At 64.9% G+C, this 17,471-nt stretch carries 14 protein-coding genes; 8 read left to right on the forward strand and 6 right to left on the reverse strand.

Going from position 1 to position 17,471, the window contains the following annotated elements:
* Positions 1–68: 68 nt before the first annotated feature.
* The 3 genes from OW493_RS10610 to OW493_RS10620 are packed head-to-tail and all read left to right on the forward strand — an operon-like array spanning position 69 to position 3,777.
* A complete protein-coding gene (locus OW493_RS10610; protein WP_271303149.1) occupies positions 69–842 on the forward strand; it encodes a response regulator transcription factor in 774 nt (257 codons plus the stop codon).
* Positions 839–2,506 (forward strand): sensor histidine kinase, encoded by a 1,668-nt coding sequence (locus tag OW493_RS10615; protein WP_289864088.1) that lies wholly within the window; start codon positions 839–841, stop codon positions 2,504–2,506. Before OW493_RS10610 ends, OW493_RS10615 begins: the two co-directional genes overlap by 4 nt.
* The gene (locus tag OW493_RS10620) at positions 2,500–3,777 is read left to right on the forward strand and encodes an ABC transporter substrate-binding protein (protein ID WP_271303151.1); all 1,278 of its coding nucleotides are present in this window, start codon (positions 2,500–2,502) and stop codon (positions 3,775–3,777) included. Before OW493_RS10615 ends, OW493_RS10620 begins: the two co-directional genes overlap by 7 nt.
* Here OW493_RS10620 and mscK read toward each other — a convergent pair.
* Complete coding sequence (gene mscK / locus OW493_RS10625) at positions 3,774–7,310, reverse strand: mechanosensitive channel MscK (protein ID WP_254696554.1); 3,537 nt, start codon at positions 7,308–7,310, stop codon at positions 3,774–3,776. The two genes, OW493_RS10620 and mscK, sit on opposite strands and share 4 nt — an antisense overlap.
* A 276-nt stretch (positions 7,311–7,586) precedes the next feature.
* Here mscK and OW493_RS10630 point away from each other — a divergent pair, with 276 nt between their 5' ends.
* The 4 genes from OW493_RS10630 (at position 7,587) to OW493_RS10645 (ending at position 10,264) form a co-directional block, all read left to right on the forward strand.
* Positions 7,587–8,732 carry a phospholipase A gene (locus OW493_RS10630; RefSeq protein WP_254696555.1) on the forward strand — a complete coding sequence of 382 codons (1,146 nt, stop codon included), beginning with the start codon at positions 7,587–7,589 and terminating at the stop codon, positions 8,730–8,732.
* A gap of 375 nt (positions 8,733–9,107) precedes the next feature.
* Positions 9,108–9,455 (forward strand): DUF883 family protein, encoded by a 348-nt coding sequence (locus OW493_RS10635; RefSeq protein ID WP_077375457.1) that lies wholly within the window; start codon positions 9,108–9,110, stop codon positions 9,453–9,455.
* The gene (locus OW493_RS10640) at positions 9,455–9,877 is read left to right on the forward strand and encodes a phage holin family protein (RefSeq protein ID WP_043333873.1); all 423 of its coding nucleotides are present in this window, start codon (positions 9,455–9,457) and stop codon (positions 9,875–9,877) included. Before OW493_RS10635 ends, OW493_RS10640 begins: the two co-directional genes overlap by 1 nt.
* 36 nt (positions 9,878–9,913) lie before the next feature.
* Complete coding sequence (locus tag OW493_RS10645) at positions 9,914–10,264, forward strand: YqjK-like family protein (RefSeq protein ID WP_084207957.1); 351 nt, start codon at positions 9,914–9,916, stop codon at positions 10,262–10,264.
* A gap of 101 nt (positions 10,265–10,365) precedes the next feature.
* On the opposite strand, the gene OW493_RS10650 is transcribed toward OW493_RS10645, so the two are convergent.
* Positions 10,366–11,562, reverse strand: coding sequence for an MFS transporter (locus OW493_RS10650; protein ID WP_289864092.1), 1,197 nt, complete (start codon positions 11,560–11,562; stop codon positions 10,366–10,368).
* A gap of 218 nt (positions 11,563–11,780) precedes the next feature.
* Between OW493_RS10650 and OW493_RS10655 the strand changes: the two genes are divergently transcribed.
* Positions 11,781–12,689 (forward strand): LysR family transcriptional regulator, encoded by a 909-nt coding sequence (locus tag OW493_RS10655; protein WP_289864094.1) that lies wholly within the window; start codon positions 11,781–11,783, stop codon positions 12,687–12,689.
* Between the two features lie 28 nt (positions 12,690–12,717).
* Here the strand turns inward: OW493_RS10655 and OW493_RS10660 are convergent, their stop codons facing one another.
* From OW493_RS10660 to OW493_RS10675, 4 genes are all read right to left on the reverse strand, one after another.
* The gene (locus OW493_RS10660) at positions 12,718–13,914 is read right to left on the reverse strand and encodes an NAD(P)/FAD-dependent oxidoreductase (RefSeq protein WP_271303156.1); all 1,197 of its coding nucleotides are present in this window, start codon (positions 13,912–13,914) and stop codon (positions 12,718–12,720) included.
* Between the two features lie 328 nt (positions 13,915–14,242).
* The gene (locus OW493_RS10665; RefSeq protein ID WP_271303157.1) at positions 14,243–15,238 is read right to left on the reverse strand and encodes a PepSY domain-containing protein; all 996 of its coding nucleotides are present in this window, start codon (positions 15,236–15,238) and stop codon (positions 14,243–14,245) included.
* A 241-nt stretch (positions 15,239–15,479) separates the two neighbouring features.
* Positions 15,480–17,069 (reverse strand): ABC-F family ATPase, encoded by a 1,590-nt coding sequence (locus tag OW493_RS10670; protein ID WP_077375479.1) that lies wholly within the window; start codon positions 17,067–17,069, stop codon positions 15,480–15,482.
* A gap of 95 nt (positions 17,070–17,164) precedes the next feature.
* On the reverse strand, positions 17,165–17,446 hold the full coding sequence (locus tag OW493_RS10675; protein WP_289864095.1) for a peptidylprolyl isomerase: 282 nt from the start codon (positions 17,444–17,446) through the stop codon (positions 17,165–17,167).
* Positions 17,447–17,471 lie beyond the last annotated feature (25 nt).

Raw genomic sequence — 17,471 nt, forward strand, 5'->3', positions numbered from 1 at the left:
CCTACCGTGAATCGTGGTGCCTTCGGCAGCCACCTGAACGGGAATACCGTGCATCTCCCGGAGCCCGGATGACCCCCACGCAATCGACACCTTCCACACCTTCCCGACAGACGCCGTCACTGCTGCTGGTGGAGGACGACGCGCTGCTCTCCAACACCCTGCACAGTGTCTTCATCAGCGAGGGACTCGACGTCACGCACCTGGCCGATGGCAGCGCGGCGCTGGCGCGACTCTCGCCAGGGCAGCCGCACGGCTTCGCGCTGGTCGTGCTGGATCTCAACCTGCCCGGCGCCTCGGGGCTCGAGATACTGGCCGCCCTGCGTGAGCACGATCGCCATACCCCGGTCCTGATTCTCACCGCCCGCGGCGCCATCGAGGATCGCGTACGCGGACTGGATCTCGGTGCCGACGACTACCTCGCCAAACCCTTCGTGCTCGATGAACTGGAAGCCCGCGTGCGTGCTCTGCTGCGTCGTCATGCCAATCATCAGGCCAGCCAGGCCACGCATCAGGGCCGGGCGCTCGAACAGCGACTGGTGGTGGGCAGTCTGGCCTTCGAGCCGCTGAATGGTCGCTTCCTGCTGGCCGAGGCACCGCTGTCACTGCCCCCGCGCGAGCAGCGTCTACTTGGCTGCCTGATCCAGCACGCCGGTGAGCCGGTGGACAAGGCCCGCCTGACCCGCGAGGCCTTCGGCGAGCAGGAGGCGGTCGGCGACAATGCCATCGAGGTCTATGTCCACCGCCTGCGCAAGCGCCTGGACGGCAGCGACGTCAGTCTGCGCACCATTCGCGGCCTCGGCTATCTGCTGGAACAGGCCCCGGCGGAGAGCCGGACTCCTTGAGCGCGCTCGACTCTCACCAGGCCACGGCGTCCCCACAGCCACCACGCGATGCCCAACAGCCCGTCAGTCTCTATCGTCGTCTGCTGAGCTGGCTGCTGATCCCGCTGCTGGCCCTGGGTACCCTGTTGCTGGTGCAGGCCTTCCTGTCCGCGCGTGAAGCCGCGGACCGCGCCTATGATCGTCTGCTGGAAGCCTCGCTGGTGACCATCGCCGAGCAGGTCAAATGGCAGGATGGTCAGCTATGGCTCGACCTGCCGCCGGCAGCCCTGGAAATGCTGGCCACCGATGCCCAGGAGCGGGTCTTCTACAGCCTGGTGGACGCCGATGGCGAGCAGGTCACGGGCAATACGCGGCTGCCCGATGCACGAAGCGAGGCCGGCGCGCATGGCACGCGGGACGAGATGGCGGGACGCAGTGGCGAACTGGCCTTTCGCGACATCGCCTGGCAGGGGCAGGCACTGCGCCTGGGCACGCTCGATACCCGCCTCGGTGGCTGGGGTGATGACCCGCGTCATGGCCAACGCTTCAGCATTCGTGTCGCCCATACCCGCGAAGGGCGCGATGCGCTGACCCAGGAGCTGTACCGTGGCTCGCTGGTGCGCCTGGCAGGCATGGCCATTCTGGCCCTGATGGTGGTGCTGGTGGGCGTGCGCATGGCGCTTGCGCCCCTCACGCGGCTGCGGCGAGCCATCCGCGAACGCGACCCGCGCAGCCTGGCGGCCTTGCAGCTGACGCTGCCGCGCGAGCTTGAGGAACTCAAGCATGCCCTCAATGAGCTGCTGTCCCGCATGCGCCGGGTCCGTGCCAATCAGGAGCGTTTCATCGGCGATGCCTCCCATCAGTTGCGCACGCCCCTGGCCGGTCTCTCCGCGCATGCCGAACTGGCCCTGCGCCAGCAGGACCCGAGCGCCTGGCACGCGGCACTGGCACAGATGCAGGCCACTGCCAGCCACACCGCCCACCTGGCCAATCAGCTGCTGTCGCTGACACGCCTTAACAATCCGGAAGTGCAACCTCCTCGGGTGCCGCTGGAGCTCTCGAGCCTGGTGCGCGACACGGTCAGCCGTCATTTCCTGCGCTGTGATCGCGCCGGTGTGGATCTCGGCCTCGAGATCGCGCCGGACATCGACCATGCCGCCTGGACGCCGGGTGTGGACTGGCAACTGCAGGAGGCGCTGGCCAACATGATCGACAACGCCTGCAAGCATGGCGCGCGGGTAGTGACCGTGACGCTGAGCCGCGAGCACGCGATACCCGCCAGCGGAGAAGACGCGGCACGTGAATCGGCCACGCCAGGCCGTCTGCGCCTGAGCGTCGAGGATGATGGCCCGGGCATCACGCCGGAGCGGCGTCTGCTGGTGCTGCGCCCCTTTCATCGCCATGCCCGGGCAGACCAGCACCCGGCCGCCCAGCCGATGTCCGATGCCTCAGGCGGCCAGATACCCGAGCAGAGTGGCGCAGGGCTCGGGCTTGCCATCGTCGATGGCATTGCCCGCCACCACGATGCCCGGCTGTCATTGGAGGCCTCCGACCCTGCCCCCGCTGATGGCGCTCGGCCGGGACTGCGCGTGAGCTTTCACCTGCTGCCCTGCCCGCCTCCCGTGACCGCCACTGCCCCAGCCTCACGCGAGGCATCGACCGGCCCCAAGGGGGATGCATGTTGAGAACGCACCGCTGCTGGGCCGCCGTGCTCACCGTCGTCGGGCTGGCCGTCGCGTCGTTGTGCTCGGCACAGGACACCGCGAGCTTCGACCCGCAACTCGATGAGCATCAGGCACTCTGGCTCAAGGCAGGAGAGCCCGTGGCCGCGCAGGCCGTCCAGTCCAGGGAAGAGGCGGATCTGGTGATCCATGCGGCGCTGGATCTGCCCGAGATTCGTCCGCTGCTGCAACGCTACAGCCGCGAACACCCCGGGATGCTGCTGCATTACGTCAATCGCTCCGCGCTGGCGCTGGAAGCCCGCTATCTGGCCGCCCCCCTGACACCTCGGGCCGACCTGATGATCTCCTCGGCCATGGGCCTGCAGTACCGTCTGGCCAATGGCGGCCATGCACGACCGCTGCAAGCCGCGAACCTGACAGGCTGGCCCGAAAGCTCACGCTGGCGCAATGAGCTGTTCGCCATGAGCTTCGAGCCCATCGTGATGGTGGCGCGCCGCGATGCGCTGAAACGTCTGGCCGACAGCGAAGGACTGCGCGACCCTCGCGATGCCCTGCGCAGTCATCGGGATCTCTGGCATCTGCTGGAGACACGCCGGGAGCTGCTGCGCGGTCGCGTGATCACCTACGACCCGCGTCGCAGCGGCTCCGGCTTCACCTATGCCGTCTCCGATGCCCGTCAGTCGCCTCGCTACTGGACACTGGTGCGCGCCATGGGTCAGGCCGATGCACGGCTGGTGACCACCACCGGCGCCATGCTCGAGGCACTGGCCAACGGCGAGGTGGATATCGCCTACAACCTGGTCGGGCCCTATGCCATCTCCTTTGCCCGCGCGCACCCTGAGCTGCTGGTGATCGTGCCGGAAGACTACGTGCTGATTCAGCGCCGACTGGCGTTCGTGCCGCGCCAGGCACCGCATGGTGATGCCGGCGAGGCATTTCTGGACTGGTGGTTGAGTCTTGAGGGCCAACAGGCGGTGGCCAGTGACAGCGATCTGGGCGCATTGCATCCCGAGGTGAGCGGTGACGGCAGCGCGCGTGATCTGCGTGAACGTCTCGGCAACGCGCTGCGCCCCATCGAGATAGGCCCCGGCCTGCTCGCCACCCTCGACAGGCTCAAGCAGGCCAGCTTCCTGAGCCGCTGGGCGCTGGAGTTTCGGGCCCCGGCGCCCGGGCCCAGGTCTGGCTCTGAGCCTGACTCTGAGTCTGAGTCTGAAACCGGGCCTGCGCCTGAGACTCAAGCAACACCGGCCTCACCGGCCACGCTCGACGACTAGCGGCCGCCGCCATCTCCCCCGTCGCCGTCCGTCGCGTCGGGCGCGGATTCGCGCAACCCGGCATCTTCACGGCCGCCCACGCCGGTGGTCGGCTTGCGACGAGCGATCAAGGCGCCGCCCTCACGATGTTCGCTGCTTGACGGTGCGTCTCCCGTCTCGGCTCCAACGCTTTCCGGCGAGCCGCTGGCCGCTCTGAGCGGCTCGCCCGTGGCCGCTCGCTGCTCGATGAGACGCTCGGTGCCATCCTGACGATGCAGCCAGACATCCATCTGCTGGAAGGCCACCTTGAGACCGTTCTCGCGGAAGCGTGCATCGACCCAGCGATTGATCTCGTCTGTCGCATACAGACGGTCGGTAAGGTCGTTGACGTAGATGCGCAGCTCGAAGCCGAAGTTGTCCTTGTTGTAGCTCAGACAGAACACCAGAGGCTCCGGGTCCTTGAGCACCCGCCTGTTCTCCTGGGCGGCCTGCATCAGCAGGCGGTGCGCCAGATCCAGATCACTGCCATGGGCGACGCCGAAGTTGAGCACCACCCGCGTCACGTTGTCCGAGAGTGACCAGTTGATCAGCTGGTCGGTCACGAACACCTTGTTGGGAATGATGATCTCCTTGCGGTCGAAATCCGTCACCGTGGTGGCACGGATACGGATACGACTGACCGTCCCGTGCAGATTGCCGATGGTGATGGTGTCGCCGATGCGTACCGGGCGCTCGAACAGGATGATCAGACCCGAGATGAAGTTGGCGAAGATCTCCTGCAGACCGAAGCCCAGGCCGACACTCAACGCCGCCACCAGCCACTGCAGCTTGTCCCAGCTGACGCCCATGCTGCCCAGTGTCATCACGAAGCCCGTCGCCATGATCACGTAGGACAGCAGCGAGGTGATGGCATAGCTCGACCCCTGCTTGAGTTCGAGCCGCGACAGGATCGAGACCTCCAGCAGGCCCGGCAGGTTGCGCGCCATCATCACCGCGACTCCGAGAGTGACCAGCGCCGCGATCAGATCCGCCAGCGAGATGGGGGTCGCGGAATCTCCCTCGGCCGAGGCGGCGATCTCCCAGACCACGACGCTGTCCAGGTAGCTGAGCACATTGAGCAGATCCGCCCAGACCAGATAGAAGATGAACATGAAGCTGATGACCAGAATCAGCTTCGACAGACGCAGCGACTGCGAATTGACCTGCTCCATGTCCAGCGGCGGCTCCTCGACCACCTCGACGCCGCCCTCCGCGCCTTCCTGCACCTGGGCTCGCCGACGCGCCACGGCACGTCGATACGCCAGACGGCGCGCCGCGACTGCCAGCCCGCGCACCACGGTGGCCTCGACCAGAATCCAGGCACCGAACAGGAACAGCGTGGTGATGAAGCGTCCACTGAGGCGCAGTGCCGTGTACTCATACCCCAGGCAGATCAGCACGCCCAGCGCCACCGGCACCATGGCCATGGCCAGCCCCAGAATCAGGCGGAACAGCTTGAGACCGAAGAACGGCACATGCGCCAGGATCAACCGCGAGAGACAGAAGCTCATCGCGCATAGCCCCGAGAACAGGATCAGCAGACCCAGCGGGCGCTCCAGCAGATTGAGATCCGCCTCGCTGATGATGTTGGTGGTCAGGATGACCGGCAGCAGCGCGCAGCCCAGCCACCACAGATGGCGGCGCAGCTCGGCCACGTAGTTGGCGGGCCACTGGAAGTGACGCTCGGCCACGCCGTCCTTGACCAGCAGGCGCCGGAAGATGGCGAAGATCCCCCATGCCAGCGCCAGCTTGAGCAGTGCCTGGCCCAGCGCCCACAGCATGACGCCCTCCCCCAGCGACAGCACGCTGCCGATCAGTGCCAGCGCGAGTGCACCGGGGATCGCCAGCATCACGTTGAGCAGGATCGCCCGCGGAGTGTGCAGCTGGGTGTCCTGCTTGAGGCGGCCTATCTGGGCATGCAGGTCCGCCAGGCGCGATCGGATGTGCGAGCGCTTCCAGGTGATGAAGATCAGCAACAGCAGCCCCGGCAGCGCCACCCACAGATCATTGAGCTGGAAGCCCTTGGACAGCCCCGCCACCACGCCGCGCCATACGGTGGGCTTGAGCTCGTCCGCCAGCATTTGTGGAGTACGCGACAGCCAGTCCAGGTCCAGAGGCTTGCCGTTGGCGACCCAGAAGAGCTGCTCCTCGATGGTCTGACGCAGACGTCCGGAGACTTCGAGCAACTGCTGCTGGTTGAGCTGCAGATCAATGGCGCGCGCCAGCAGGCTGTCATATTCCTTGTCGAGCTTGTCGACCAGCTCCTTGCGGGCCTCCAGCTGGCGAGTCAGCGCCTGACGCAGCTCGGAGCTGACCGTCTGGGCATCGGCGTTGCCGCCGGGGCGCTCCAGCGCGGCGCTTTCGCTCAGCACTTCGCTTTGCAGATAGTGCGGAATGTCCGCGAGCTGTTCGCGCACCTTGTTGAGTTCGAACTGCTTGAGGCGCAGATCGGCGATCTCTTCCTTCAGGTCCTGACGCACGTCGACCTTGGGCAGATGACTCTGTTGCTCACGCAGGATACGGGCCAGCAGCACGCTGCCCTTGATGGCCTCGATCTGCTCGCTCATGGTGCGCTCGACCTGGGTGACGCGATCCAGCTGGGTGCGCACCTCGAGACCATCGCGGATCACGGCGTTGACGCGATCCGTGATCGCCAGCAGCTGGCTGCTGAGTTCACGGTTGCGACTCAGGACCTGCTGGAAGATGGGGTTGCTGGCCAGCTCGGCATTCTCGCCGCTGGTGGCCTCCGCGATGGTCTGCTCGGACTGGTCTCGCCGCTTGGCGTTGACCAGGCTCTGCACCACCTTGAGGTCCTGCTCGAGAGTCTCGATACGCCGGCTGTAGAGCGTCTTGCGTACCTGCGCCAGCTCTCGCAGCTGCGAACTGGAGTTGAGCTCGGTGTGGCTGAGCTCGCCACGTGCCTCGGCCAGGGCCAGACGCGCCTCCAGCAGGTCTCGGCCCGTGCCGGTCAGTGCCTGGCTGTCGCTGCCGGAGAGCTGGGTCTGCAGGCGCTGCACCTGCTGCTGGGCATCCGCCAGGGTCGAACGAGAGCGCTCCGGCAGACTCTGGGCATTGATGAGGCGCCGATTGGTACTCGCGAGCTTGTCCTGCAGGCTCTGGAGCTCGTCCAGGATACGCGTCATGCGCGCATCCAATGCCTCCACCGATTCCTCGGCGAGACTCGCTTCGTCGAGCTGACTGGTGCTGTCGCGAGGCAGGCTCGCCAGCGCTGCCTGGGCCTCGGCCAGATCACCCGGCGCCGTCTTCACCTCGGCCTTGATGTCCTTGAGGTTGCTGTTGGCCTCACCGAGATCATCGAGTACCGTCAGGGTTTCCTTGAGATCCGCGATCCGCTGGCGTGTCTCCGCGTCAGGCTTCTCGACGCTCTGCAGGTCCTCCAGCTGGCCCTGCACATCGCTGCGCTCCACGACGGCCTGTGCCATGCCGGGCAAGGCGCACAGCAGCACGACAAGCATCATCACGATCCATCGCGTCGTCGCTCTCAAGGAATTCATGCCTGACACATCCATCTCCTCACCCGCATCGTTACCAGAGGCAGACCTCTCGGGGTCCACGATGCCTGCATTGTCAACTGAGCCTCAGTCAGGCGCAATCGCTCCGACACCTCCCTGCCAAGCGCACCATGGGGATGTGAGCGGCAGGCGACAGAGGTGTCGTCGGTTGCCAGCTGGCACCCCACGCCTGCCAGCCAGTAGAATGGCAGACTTGTCATGATCGTTGCCCCATAATGCGCTGCTCGTCTCTTGCGGTGTTACAGACAGGATATTTCCATGCTTCTCTGCCCTACCTCCACCGGCTCTCGGCCAGTCGCGGCATGCCTGTCCGGAATGCTGGCGTCAGCGCTGCTGACCTGCGCCCCACTGGCCAGCGCAGACGTGCCCTATACCATGGACAGCCAGGGCCGCGTGGTACTGGCCAATGGCCAGCGCTTCACGCCCCGAGAACTGGGGATGACTCCGGCCCAGGCGCGTGCAGGGGCACGCAAGAGCGATCCACGTCGCACGCCGATCTATACGCAACCCGCACGTGGCGGCGCAGAGCTGGCGGCGAGTGATGACGCCCCTGCCTCCGTGGAAGGTCAGGAGAGTCAGGGGCAGGACAGCCTGGCTCAGAAACGTGCCGAGGAGCGGGTGGTGCTCGAGGACGATGCCGAGAGCAATCCCCTGGCCATCACCGCCTACAAGCGCAACTATCTGCTGCCCTGGGCCTACAACTCGACCCCGAATGAGAGCAGCTTCGCCCAGGTGACCCGTGAAGGCGAGGTGGACAACACCGAGGTGAAGTACCAGCTCAGTCTCAAGGTCGGGCTGGTGAATGACATCTTCGATGACAATGGCGACCTGTACTTCGCCTATACCCAGCGCAGCTGGTGGCAGGCCTACAACTCCGATGCCTCGGCGCCGTTCCGCGAGACCAACTACGAGCCGGAAGCCTTCCTTCAGTTCGACAATCGCTATGAACTGCTGGGCTGGACCAACACGCGCAATCGCATCGGTTTCGCCCATCAGTCCAACGGGCGTTCCGACCCGCTGTCGCGCAGCTGGAACCGGGTCTATGCCGACATGATGTTCCAGAATGGCGACTGGGCCGTGGCGATCACGCCGCATTGGCGCGTGCCCGAGGAGTCCGATGAGGACGACAATCCGGACCTCTACAACTACATCGGCTACGGCGACATCACCGTGGGCTATACCGCGGATCAGCACGAGTTCACCTGGATGGTGCGCGGCAACCCCTCCAAGGGCAATTTCGGCAACCAGCTGGATTACTCCTTCCCGCTGTTCGGCAAGGTGCGCGGTTACGTGCAGTACTACCACGGCTATGGCGAGAGCCTCATCGACTACGACCACAGCGTGAACCGCCTGGGGCTGGGCTTCTCGATCAACACCTTCTTCGCCGGCCTGCCAGAGACCTGATCTTCGGCCAGCGCGCCTCTCACGGGCCGCCGAGCCATGATCCCCTCGCGACGCAACGGGCAGCCCAGGCTGCCCGTTGCGTCGTTTCAGGCCGTGCAGACAGGATTCATCCTCCCTGATCCAGATCAACGAATGCGCCTCGGCTCCCCCGATATCATCATCCAGGCATTGCCAGCCCTTGTGTTTGTTCCCGGTGGCCCCAAGGATTTGTTCATGACCAGAAAAGACGCAGCCAGGCAGGAATCGCTGCGACCTGAAAAGGTCATGCCCTGCCGCCAGCGGCGCCCCAGGGAAGACTGAGTTCGAGAGTCATGCGCGCCATCTGGCGCTCACAATTCACGAAATCTGATTCGACACACGGGAAGGAGACACAACATGGCCATGCAGAAAATCGGTGATCATACGACCACAGCCAATTCAGCCACCGGTGCCAACACCGAGCAGCTGAAGGAAGACCTGCGTCATCTCTCCCAGACCGTCGAGGAACTGCTGCACGCCTCGGCCGAGGACTCCCGCGAGAGCATGAAGGAAGCGCGTGCCCGCGCCCAGACCCGCTTGGAAGCCACTCGTGCCCGACTGAGTGCCCAGGGTGACCGTCTGGCCGCCAGCGCGCGTGAATCCGCGGACTGCGCTGACCGCTACGTGCACGACAACCCGTGGACCAGTGTCGGTATCGGCGCTGCCGCCGGTGTCGTCATCGGCATGCTGCTTGGCCGTCGCTGATGCAGGAGCAAGGGCCGGTTGAACGCGTACTTGGCGCCATCCGTCGTCTGACCGCGAGCCTGGTGGAGAGTGGCGAGACGCGTCTGCGTCTCGCCGTGCTGGAGCTCGAGGAGGAACGCGAACGCTTGTTCGTGATGCTGCTGCTGTCAGGTATCGCCCTGATGCTGATCTGCTTCGGTATCGGCCTGGCGATCCTGCTGGTGGTCGTGGCCTTCTGGGATACCCATCGCCTGCTGGCCATCGCCTTGAGCGGCGGTATCCTGCTGGCACTGGGCGGATTGATCGCCTGGCGGGTCAAGGTGATCGCTTCCCAGCGCAGCCTGCTGCGCTCGACGCTCAGCAATCTGAGCCGCGACAGCGACAGCCTCAAGGACGTCCGCGCCGACGCACTGGAACGCCAGCGCCAACGCGAAAACCTCTGATGCCCCCCGCCTGCCAGCCCCTGTAAAGGAGGCGAGATGAGTTCTTCCAGACAGTCCCTCGCGCAGCGTGAGCCGGCACTGCCCCCCTCAGGGGGGAACGGTCGCCGGCAAGCGCATTCGCGCGATGCCAGGCGTGCGGAACTCGAAGCACGCATCAGCCAGCAGCGCCTCGACGTCAGTCATGCGATGCGTGACCTCAAGGAGGCAACCGCCCCCATCGACCGTGGCTGGGCCAAGGTGCAGCAATACCGTGGCCCGTTGGTTCTGGTGGGCGGCCTGATTGCCGCCCGGGGAGGTTTCCGGCCAAAGAAGGGCCTGAGCCTGATCAAGCGCGGCCTGATGGGCTGGGTGATGATTCGCCGCCTGAGAATACTGTTCGACAAGTGATCACGATACATACCGAAAGCCCCGCCACCTGGCACTCAGGTCGCGGGGCTTTTTTCGTCGCACGTCTCGATATGCAGCGGGCAGGCGTTGCCCGGGATGACTCAGGCGCCGCGACTGTCGCGCTTGAGCAGATGGATGCCCAGATAGAGAGCCGCGAAGATCAGGCCCAGCACGGCGCCAAAACCGAAGACATGGCGGCCATCGCCGGGCAGGAACTCCAGGAAGGAGGTCAGGAACTGGCCCAGGAAGATCGCCATCGTCAGGTAGGCGAGATTGCGTCCACGCACCAGTGCGTGGCTGCGCTCCACCGTCATGTGGTTGAGCAGCGGAATCGAGAAGCCGAAGCCCATCCCGGCCAGCACGGCACCCGCGCTCATCACCCCCATGTTCTCGGCCTGCTGGAAGACGAACAGGCTGGCGGCATACAGCACGAAGGCCAGTGCCAGCGTCGGCATCTCGCGCAAGGTACGTGAGACCTTCGGCATCCACATCGCCGCCACCACCGCGACCATCGAGATCGCCGCCAGGAAGATGCCGGTCGAGGCCTCGTTCAGCCCCAGCAGGTTCAGGCGCTTGGGCAGCATGACGATGGCGGTGAAGAACAGCGTCATGGCCATGGCCGCCGCCAGATAGACACTGGTGAGCGAAGCGGACAGCGCCTGCTGGCCCGACTTGCCAACCGTTTCATCAGGGACTGCAGGTGACTGCCTGGGCACCATCATCCACAGCATGGCCAGCAGCAACCAGGCCAGCAGGTAGAGCAGGAAAGGCAGCTGCCAGGCGATGCCTGCCAGCACGCCACTGACGAACAGGAAGATCACACCGCCAAGTTCGATGGACATGCCCTGCTGGGCAATCATCTTGAGTCGCGCATGGCCATGATACCACTCGGAGATCAGCGTGGTGCCGCCCGCCATCACGACCGCGGTGACGCCCCCCAGCAGGATACGATCAGCGAACACGGCGACGGTGCCTTCCAGCAGTGCCCCGCCCGCCCCCAGCAGACCATACAGGAACAGCCCGCCAGTCAGCGCGCGATAGGCCCCGAGGCGGTCGATCATGCGTCCGGCGATAGGCGCAAACAGCACGGCGCCCAGCGACGGCAGGGTGATCAGCCAGCTGGCATGGCTCTCCACCTCAAGCGCCGAGGCGATGCTCAGAAGCCCCGGTGCCACCACGGTACCCACCATGATGGTCAGGCAGGCGACCGCCAGCAGCGTGAAACGCCCGCCGCCAGAAAGTGATCGAGAGGTATCGCGCGTATCCTGCGCGATACCTCGGGAAGTTGATGTCGTCATATCGGCTCCACTCGGAAACAGGGCCCTCTTGCCAGCCACTGCATCGCCGCGCCCTCCTGGCTTGTGAGACACGAAAGCCGGGAGGGCGCGAGAGGAAGAAAGCTGACGGAGGGAGGCTTGGCAGGTCCCCAGACTAATGAGCGAGCATTGATAATAGAAATGACGATACTTGATATGACTTATACTTGATGGACATCAATCAACTGACGAGAGCTGCCATGGAACTGCGCACACTGAGAACCTTCGTTTCCGTGGCGACGCACCGGAGCTTCTCGGCCGCCGCCCGCGAGCTGCACACCGTTCAGCCTGCCATCAGTCGCCAGATCGCCGATCTTGAAGCCGAACTGGGCGTGAGTCTGTTGTGGCGCAATACGCGGGAAGTGCGAGTGACGGCACCCGGCGAGGCGTTGCTGGAAGAAGCGCAGCGCATGCTGGCGCTGGAGGCACAGGCACGCAAGCGCGTGGCGATGGCCGCCAGCGGCCAGACCGGCACATTGCGCATCGGCTACATGAGCTCGGCCTGCGCAAGCTTCGTGCCCGGCCTGATGCGCGACTTCGCCGCCAGCCACCCCGAGGTCAGCCTCACCTTGCATGAGATGAGCGCCCAGCAGCAGCTGGATGCCTTCGCGCGTGACGAGATCGACCTCGGCCTGTCGCGTCCGCTGCCCATCGAGCAGCGCGATACCCTGACGGCTCTGCCGGTCTACGAGGACATGCTGATGGCGGTGATACCCCAGGGCCATCGTCTGGCGCACCGCAAGCGGCTCACCCTGATCGAGCTTGCGCAGGAGGACTTCGTGCTGTTTCAGCGCACGCAGGCGACGGGGCTATTTGATCAGATCATCAGCGCCTGCGGCGATGCCGGCTTCTCGCCGCGCCTCCAGCGCCAGCCGGCCATGATGCAGACGCTGCTCAGTGAGGTCGCGGCCGGACTGGGGGTCGCCATCGCGCCCGGCTGCATCCGCCGTCTGCAGTGCGATGGCTGTCAGTTCATTCCCCTGCGTCCGGCGCTCGGGGCGGTGCCATTGGAGCTTCACTATCCGACCACACCGGGCCGACCGGTGACCGAGGCCTTCATCGCGCTGGTCGAGCAGCGCCTCCCCACCATCCGCCAGCAGATGGCATGAGACGCGGCCAGTGGTGAGAACGTGCTGGTCAGCAGTTCAGCCCGCAGGCCACCGCCGAGGACCACGCCCACTGGAAGTTGTAGCCGCCCAGTTCGCCGGTGACATCCAGCACCTCACCGATGAAGGCCAGCTGCGGGAGATCGCGCACGCTGAAGTCCTTCTGCGAGATGGCATCGGTGACCACGCCGCCCATGGTGACCTCGGCGGTGCGCCAGCCTTCGGTGCCCGCCGGCTTGAGCTGCCAGTGATTGAGCGCCTTGGCCAGCTTCTCGAGACGCGCGTTGGAGAGCTCGGCGAGACTGCGCTCGCTGATGCGGCCGGCATCGGCGTCCTGCCACTCGACCAGCGACTGGGCGAGACGCTTGGGCAGGCGCTCGCCAAGCCAGGGACCGATCTGGCGCTTGGGTTGCTGCTCACGCAGGGCCAGCAGCTCGGCGTAGGCGTCCACCCCCGGCAGCAGGTCGATGTCCAGTGGCTGACCGGGCGTCCACCAGCTGGAGGCCTGCAGCATCGCCGGGCCGGAAAGCCCACGGTGGGTGATCAGCATCGGTTCGCGATACTGGCCCTTGCCGGCGGTGACGCTGACGTCACAGGCAAGCCCGGACAGCGGCGACAGGCGCTCCTTCCACTGCGAGGTCAGCGTGAACGGCACCAGCGCCGCGTAGGTCTCGGTGACCTCGAGCCCGAACTGGCGCGCGATGTCGTAGCCAAAGCCTGTCGCGCCCAGCGTCGGGATCGACATGCCACCGGTCGCCACTACCACCCGCCCTGCCGTATGCGTGCCGTTGCTGGTCTCGACCCGCATGCCCTCACCCGCACGCTCAAGCGAAGTGATGCGTGTGTTGAGACGAATCTCCGCCCCGGCCCACTCGCACTCCGTCATCAGGATCGCCAGCAGATCCTTGGCGGAATCCGCGCAGAACAGCTGCCCCGGCTTCTTCTCGACATGCTCCAACCCGTGACGCTCCACCAGCTCGAGAAAGTGATGCGGCGTGTAGCGCTTGAGTGCCGAGATGCAGAAGTGCGGATTGCGTGAGAAGAAGTTGGACGGCCCGGCATCCAGGTTGGTGAAATTGCAGCGCCCGCCACCTGACATCAGGATCTTCTTGCCGGCCTTGTTGGCGTGGTCCAGCACCAGCACGCGCTTGCCCTGATAGCCCGCCGTGGCGGCACACATCAGGCCTGCCGCGCCTGCGCCGATGATGATGACGTCGTATGTGGCCATGCTGGAAACCTCGTGCAACAAGAAGAGAAAGACGGTGCTGAAACGCCGAGTGCTCGAGTAGCGGCACCGTGGTGGCCCGACTGTGCCAGACACCGGCCGCGCAGTTTACCAGAAGCCACGCCCGGTTTCGGGCTCCCGCCGTCCCCTGGCAACATGTGGAACGCGGATTGGCCATCAAAAGGAGCGCTGCGGATATCCACAGCGCTCCTTTTTATCTCGCACGTCAGCTCGCACGTCAGCTCGCACGTCAGCTGACATGCCATCTTGTCAGGTTCTGTCGTGTCTCGCTGGACATGACGTCAAGCCAAGAGCCTGCTCACCTCACCTGTCACATTCCGGCATGCAGCCCCAGTCCCAGAGCCGCCGACAGACCGATACCGGCCGCCATGAGCAGGCCGCCCAGGGGGCGCCGACGTTTCATCTGCCACCACATCCACAGGCCAGTCAGCCCCCACATCACCATCACGCAGGCCATGACATCCACGACCACGGCCCACAGCCACTCCAGCACGCTGCTCTTGTAGCCATGCTGCTTGTGCAGATGCGTCAGGGTTTCGCCAAGCCCCGCGCCGGGCTGGTCCTGCCCGACGGGCTGGCCCTTCAGCTTGCCTGAATACAGGTCCAGCTGGGCAGTGAAGCGCTGGCCGCTGCCGTCCTCCAGCGTGAAGTCGAGCGTCCCCTTGCCATTGAGCGGCTGACGTTCACTGGCGCCGATCGCCTCGCGCAGACGGGCCTGCTGACTGACCAGTGGCACCGCCAGTGGTGAGGTGTCAGGAAGCGTCAGGGTCTGGCCGGCCAGCGGCATGCGAGCAGGACGAGCCGACGCATTTCCCGCGGCGTTTTCCTGCATGGCGATGCGCCGTCCCTCACCGTGGGAAAGATCCACCATGTAGCGCTGACGCATGTCCGCTCCCCGGGAATCCAGCAGCAGAGACAACGGCGCCCCTTCGAGCGCCTGCGGATCAACCAGCGTGAATTCATGACGCCCCGAGGAGACTCGGTTCATTTCCGCCACGGTGGCCACGGCCAGAGCCTGGGCATCCACCGGGCCCAACGCGGCGCGTTGCAATGCCTCGGACGACAAGGGTGTCTGCTGGATGTCGCGATACAGACCGGGATGGTTCATCAGGAAGGCGCTCACGCCATACAACAGCACGAAGGGCACCAGCGCGACGCCGCAATACAGATGCAGAGAGCGGATCCAGGGATTGAGTCGCTGCGCCAGGGTCTTGCGCCGCCCTCGCTGACGGGGGGTGTCCTGACGCAGGGACGTGGCGCGCGAGGCGGGCCGTTGAGCGGGGGCACCGGGTGCGACATCTGACATGATGACTCTGTTCCTGGGGTGAGCGACGACAAGGTGGATGCACACGCCTTCGCGCGGGTGCGATCAAGAGGCGCAGATGATAAGACAAATACACCTCATCGGCGAATGATTCTCACATGCAGTCACATCGCGCAATCGAATGGCGCGGATCGTCGACGCCAGATGGCAGATCGCCCCCGCTGCCAGGGGCAACGGGGGCGATCAGAGCGGGGATTTCACGCCAGGGAGCAGACGTGCTCGCTCAGACGATGACGCCCTGGCTGCGCAGGTAGTCATCATAGGTGCCGGAGAAGTCGACCACACCCTCGGCATTCAGCTCGATGATGCGCGTGGCCAGCGAGCCGACGAATTCACGGTCGTGGCTGACGAAGATCAGCGTGCCCGGATAGTTTTCCAGCGCGAGGTTGAGTGCCTCGATGGACTCCATGTCCAGGTGGTTGGTCGGCTCATCCATCACCAGCACGTTGGGCTGCTTGAGGATCAACTTGCCGAACAACATGCGGCCCTGCTCACCACCGGAAAGCACCTTGACCGACTTCTGGATGTCGTCATTGGAGAACAGCATGCGCCCCAGGGTGCCACGCACGACCTGTTCGCCCCCACCGGTCCACTGCGACATCCAGTCGTAGAGGCTCATGTCGTTGGCGAAGTCATGGGCGTGGTCCTGCGCGTAGTAGCCGACTTCCGCGGCGTCGGTCCACTTCACTTCACCGGCATCCGGGTGCATCTCGCCGACCAGGGTGCGCAGCAGCGTGGTCTTGCCGATACCGTTCGGGCCAATGATGGCGACACGCTCACCGGCGGCGACCGTGAAGCTGAAGTTCTCGAACAGGGTGTTGCCATCGAAGCCCTTGGCCAGCTTGTCGATCATCACCGCGTTGTTGTGGACCTTTTTGGTCTGCTCGAAGCGGATGAACGGGCTGACGCGTGAGGACGGCTTGATCTCGTTGAGCTGGATCTTGTCGATCTGCTTGGCACGCGAGGTCGCCTGCTTGGCCTTGGAGGCGTTGGCGGAGAAGCGACTGACGAAGGACTGCAGCTCGGCGATCTGCGCCTTCTTCTTGGCGTTGTCGGCCTGCAGCTGTTCACGCGCCTGGGTGGCGGCGGTCATGTACTCGTCATAGTTGCCCGGGAACAGACGCAGCTCACCGTAATCCAGGTCCGCCATGTGGGTGCAGACACTGTTCAGGAAGTGACGGTCGTGCGAGATGATGATCATGGTGCTGGAGCGCGCGGTCAGCACGCCTTCCAACCAGCGGATGGTGTTGATGTCCAGGTGGTTGGTCGGCTCATCGAGCAGCAGGACGTCAGGATCGGAGAACAGCGCCTGTGCCAGCAGCACGCGCAGTTTCCAGCCCGGCGCGACTTCACTCATCGGCCCGAGGTGCTGCTCGATGGGGATATCGAGGCCCATCAGCAGCTCACCGGCACGCGCTTCGGCGGTGTAGCCGTCAAGCTCGGCGAATTCGACTTCGAGGTCGGCGACCTTCATGCCATCTTCCTCGCTCATCTCCGGCAGCGAGTAGATGCGGTCACGCTCGGCCTTGACCACCGCCAGGCGCTCGTGACCCATGATGACGGTGTCGAGCACCGTGTATTCCTCATAGGCGAACTGGTCCTGACGCAGCTTGCCCAGACGGGTGTTGGGCTCGAGCATGACGTGGCCACCGGACGGCTCAAGATCGCCGCCGAGAATCTTCATCATGGTCGACTTGCCGCAGCCGTTGGCGCCGATCAGGCCATAGCGATTGCCACGACCGAATTTGGCGGAGACGTCTTCAAACAGCGGCTTGGCACCGAACTGCATGGTGAGATTGGCGGTAGAGATCACGAGGGAATATCCGTTTGGAATGAAAAGGTGGGCGGTGACGAAGCGTCACGCTGGCGCCGGATGATACGGGGTCTGGAATCGCGGTCCGTCAGGCATCAGCCACGGAAGAAGACTTCCAGCAGGTGATAGCCGAACTTGCTCTTCAGCGGCCCCTGCAGGGTATTGAGCGGGCCCTTGAAGATGGCGCTATCGATGCCGCCGACCATCTGGCCGGGGCGCACTTCGCCCAGGTCACCGCCCCGCTTGCCGGAAGGACAGGTGGAGTGCTTCTTCGCCAGCTTCTCGAACGGCTGGCCGCGCTCCAGTGACTGCTTGAGACGCTGCGCCTCGGCCTCGGTCTTCACCAGAATGTGGCGTGCCATGGCAATACGAGCCATCTCATGTCCTCTTGCAAGCGAATGC

The organism is Cobetia sp. 14N.309.X.WAT.E.A4, assembly GCF_030397495.1.
In the GTDB taxonomy this organism is placed as follows: Bacteria; Pseudomonadota; Gammaproteobacteria; order Pseudomonadales; family Halomonadaceae; genus Cobetia; species Cobetia marina.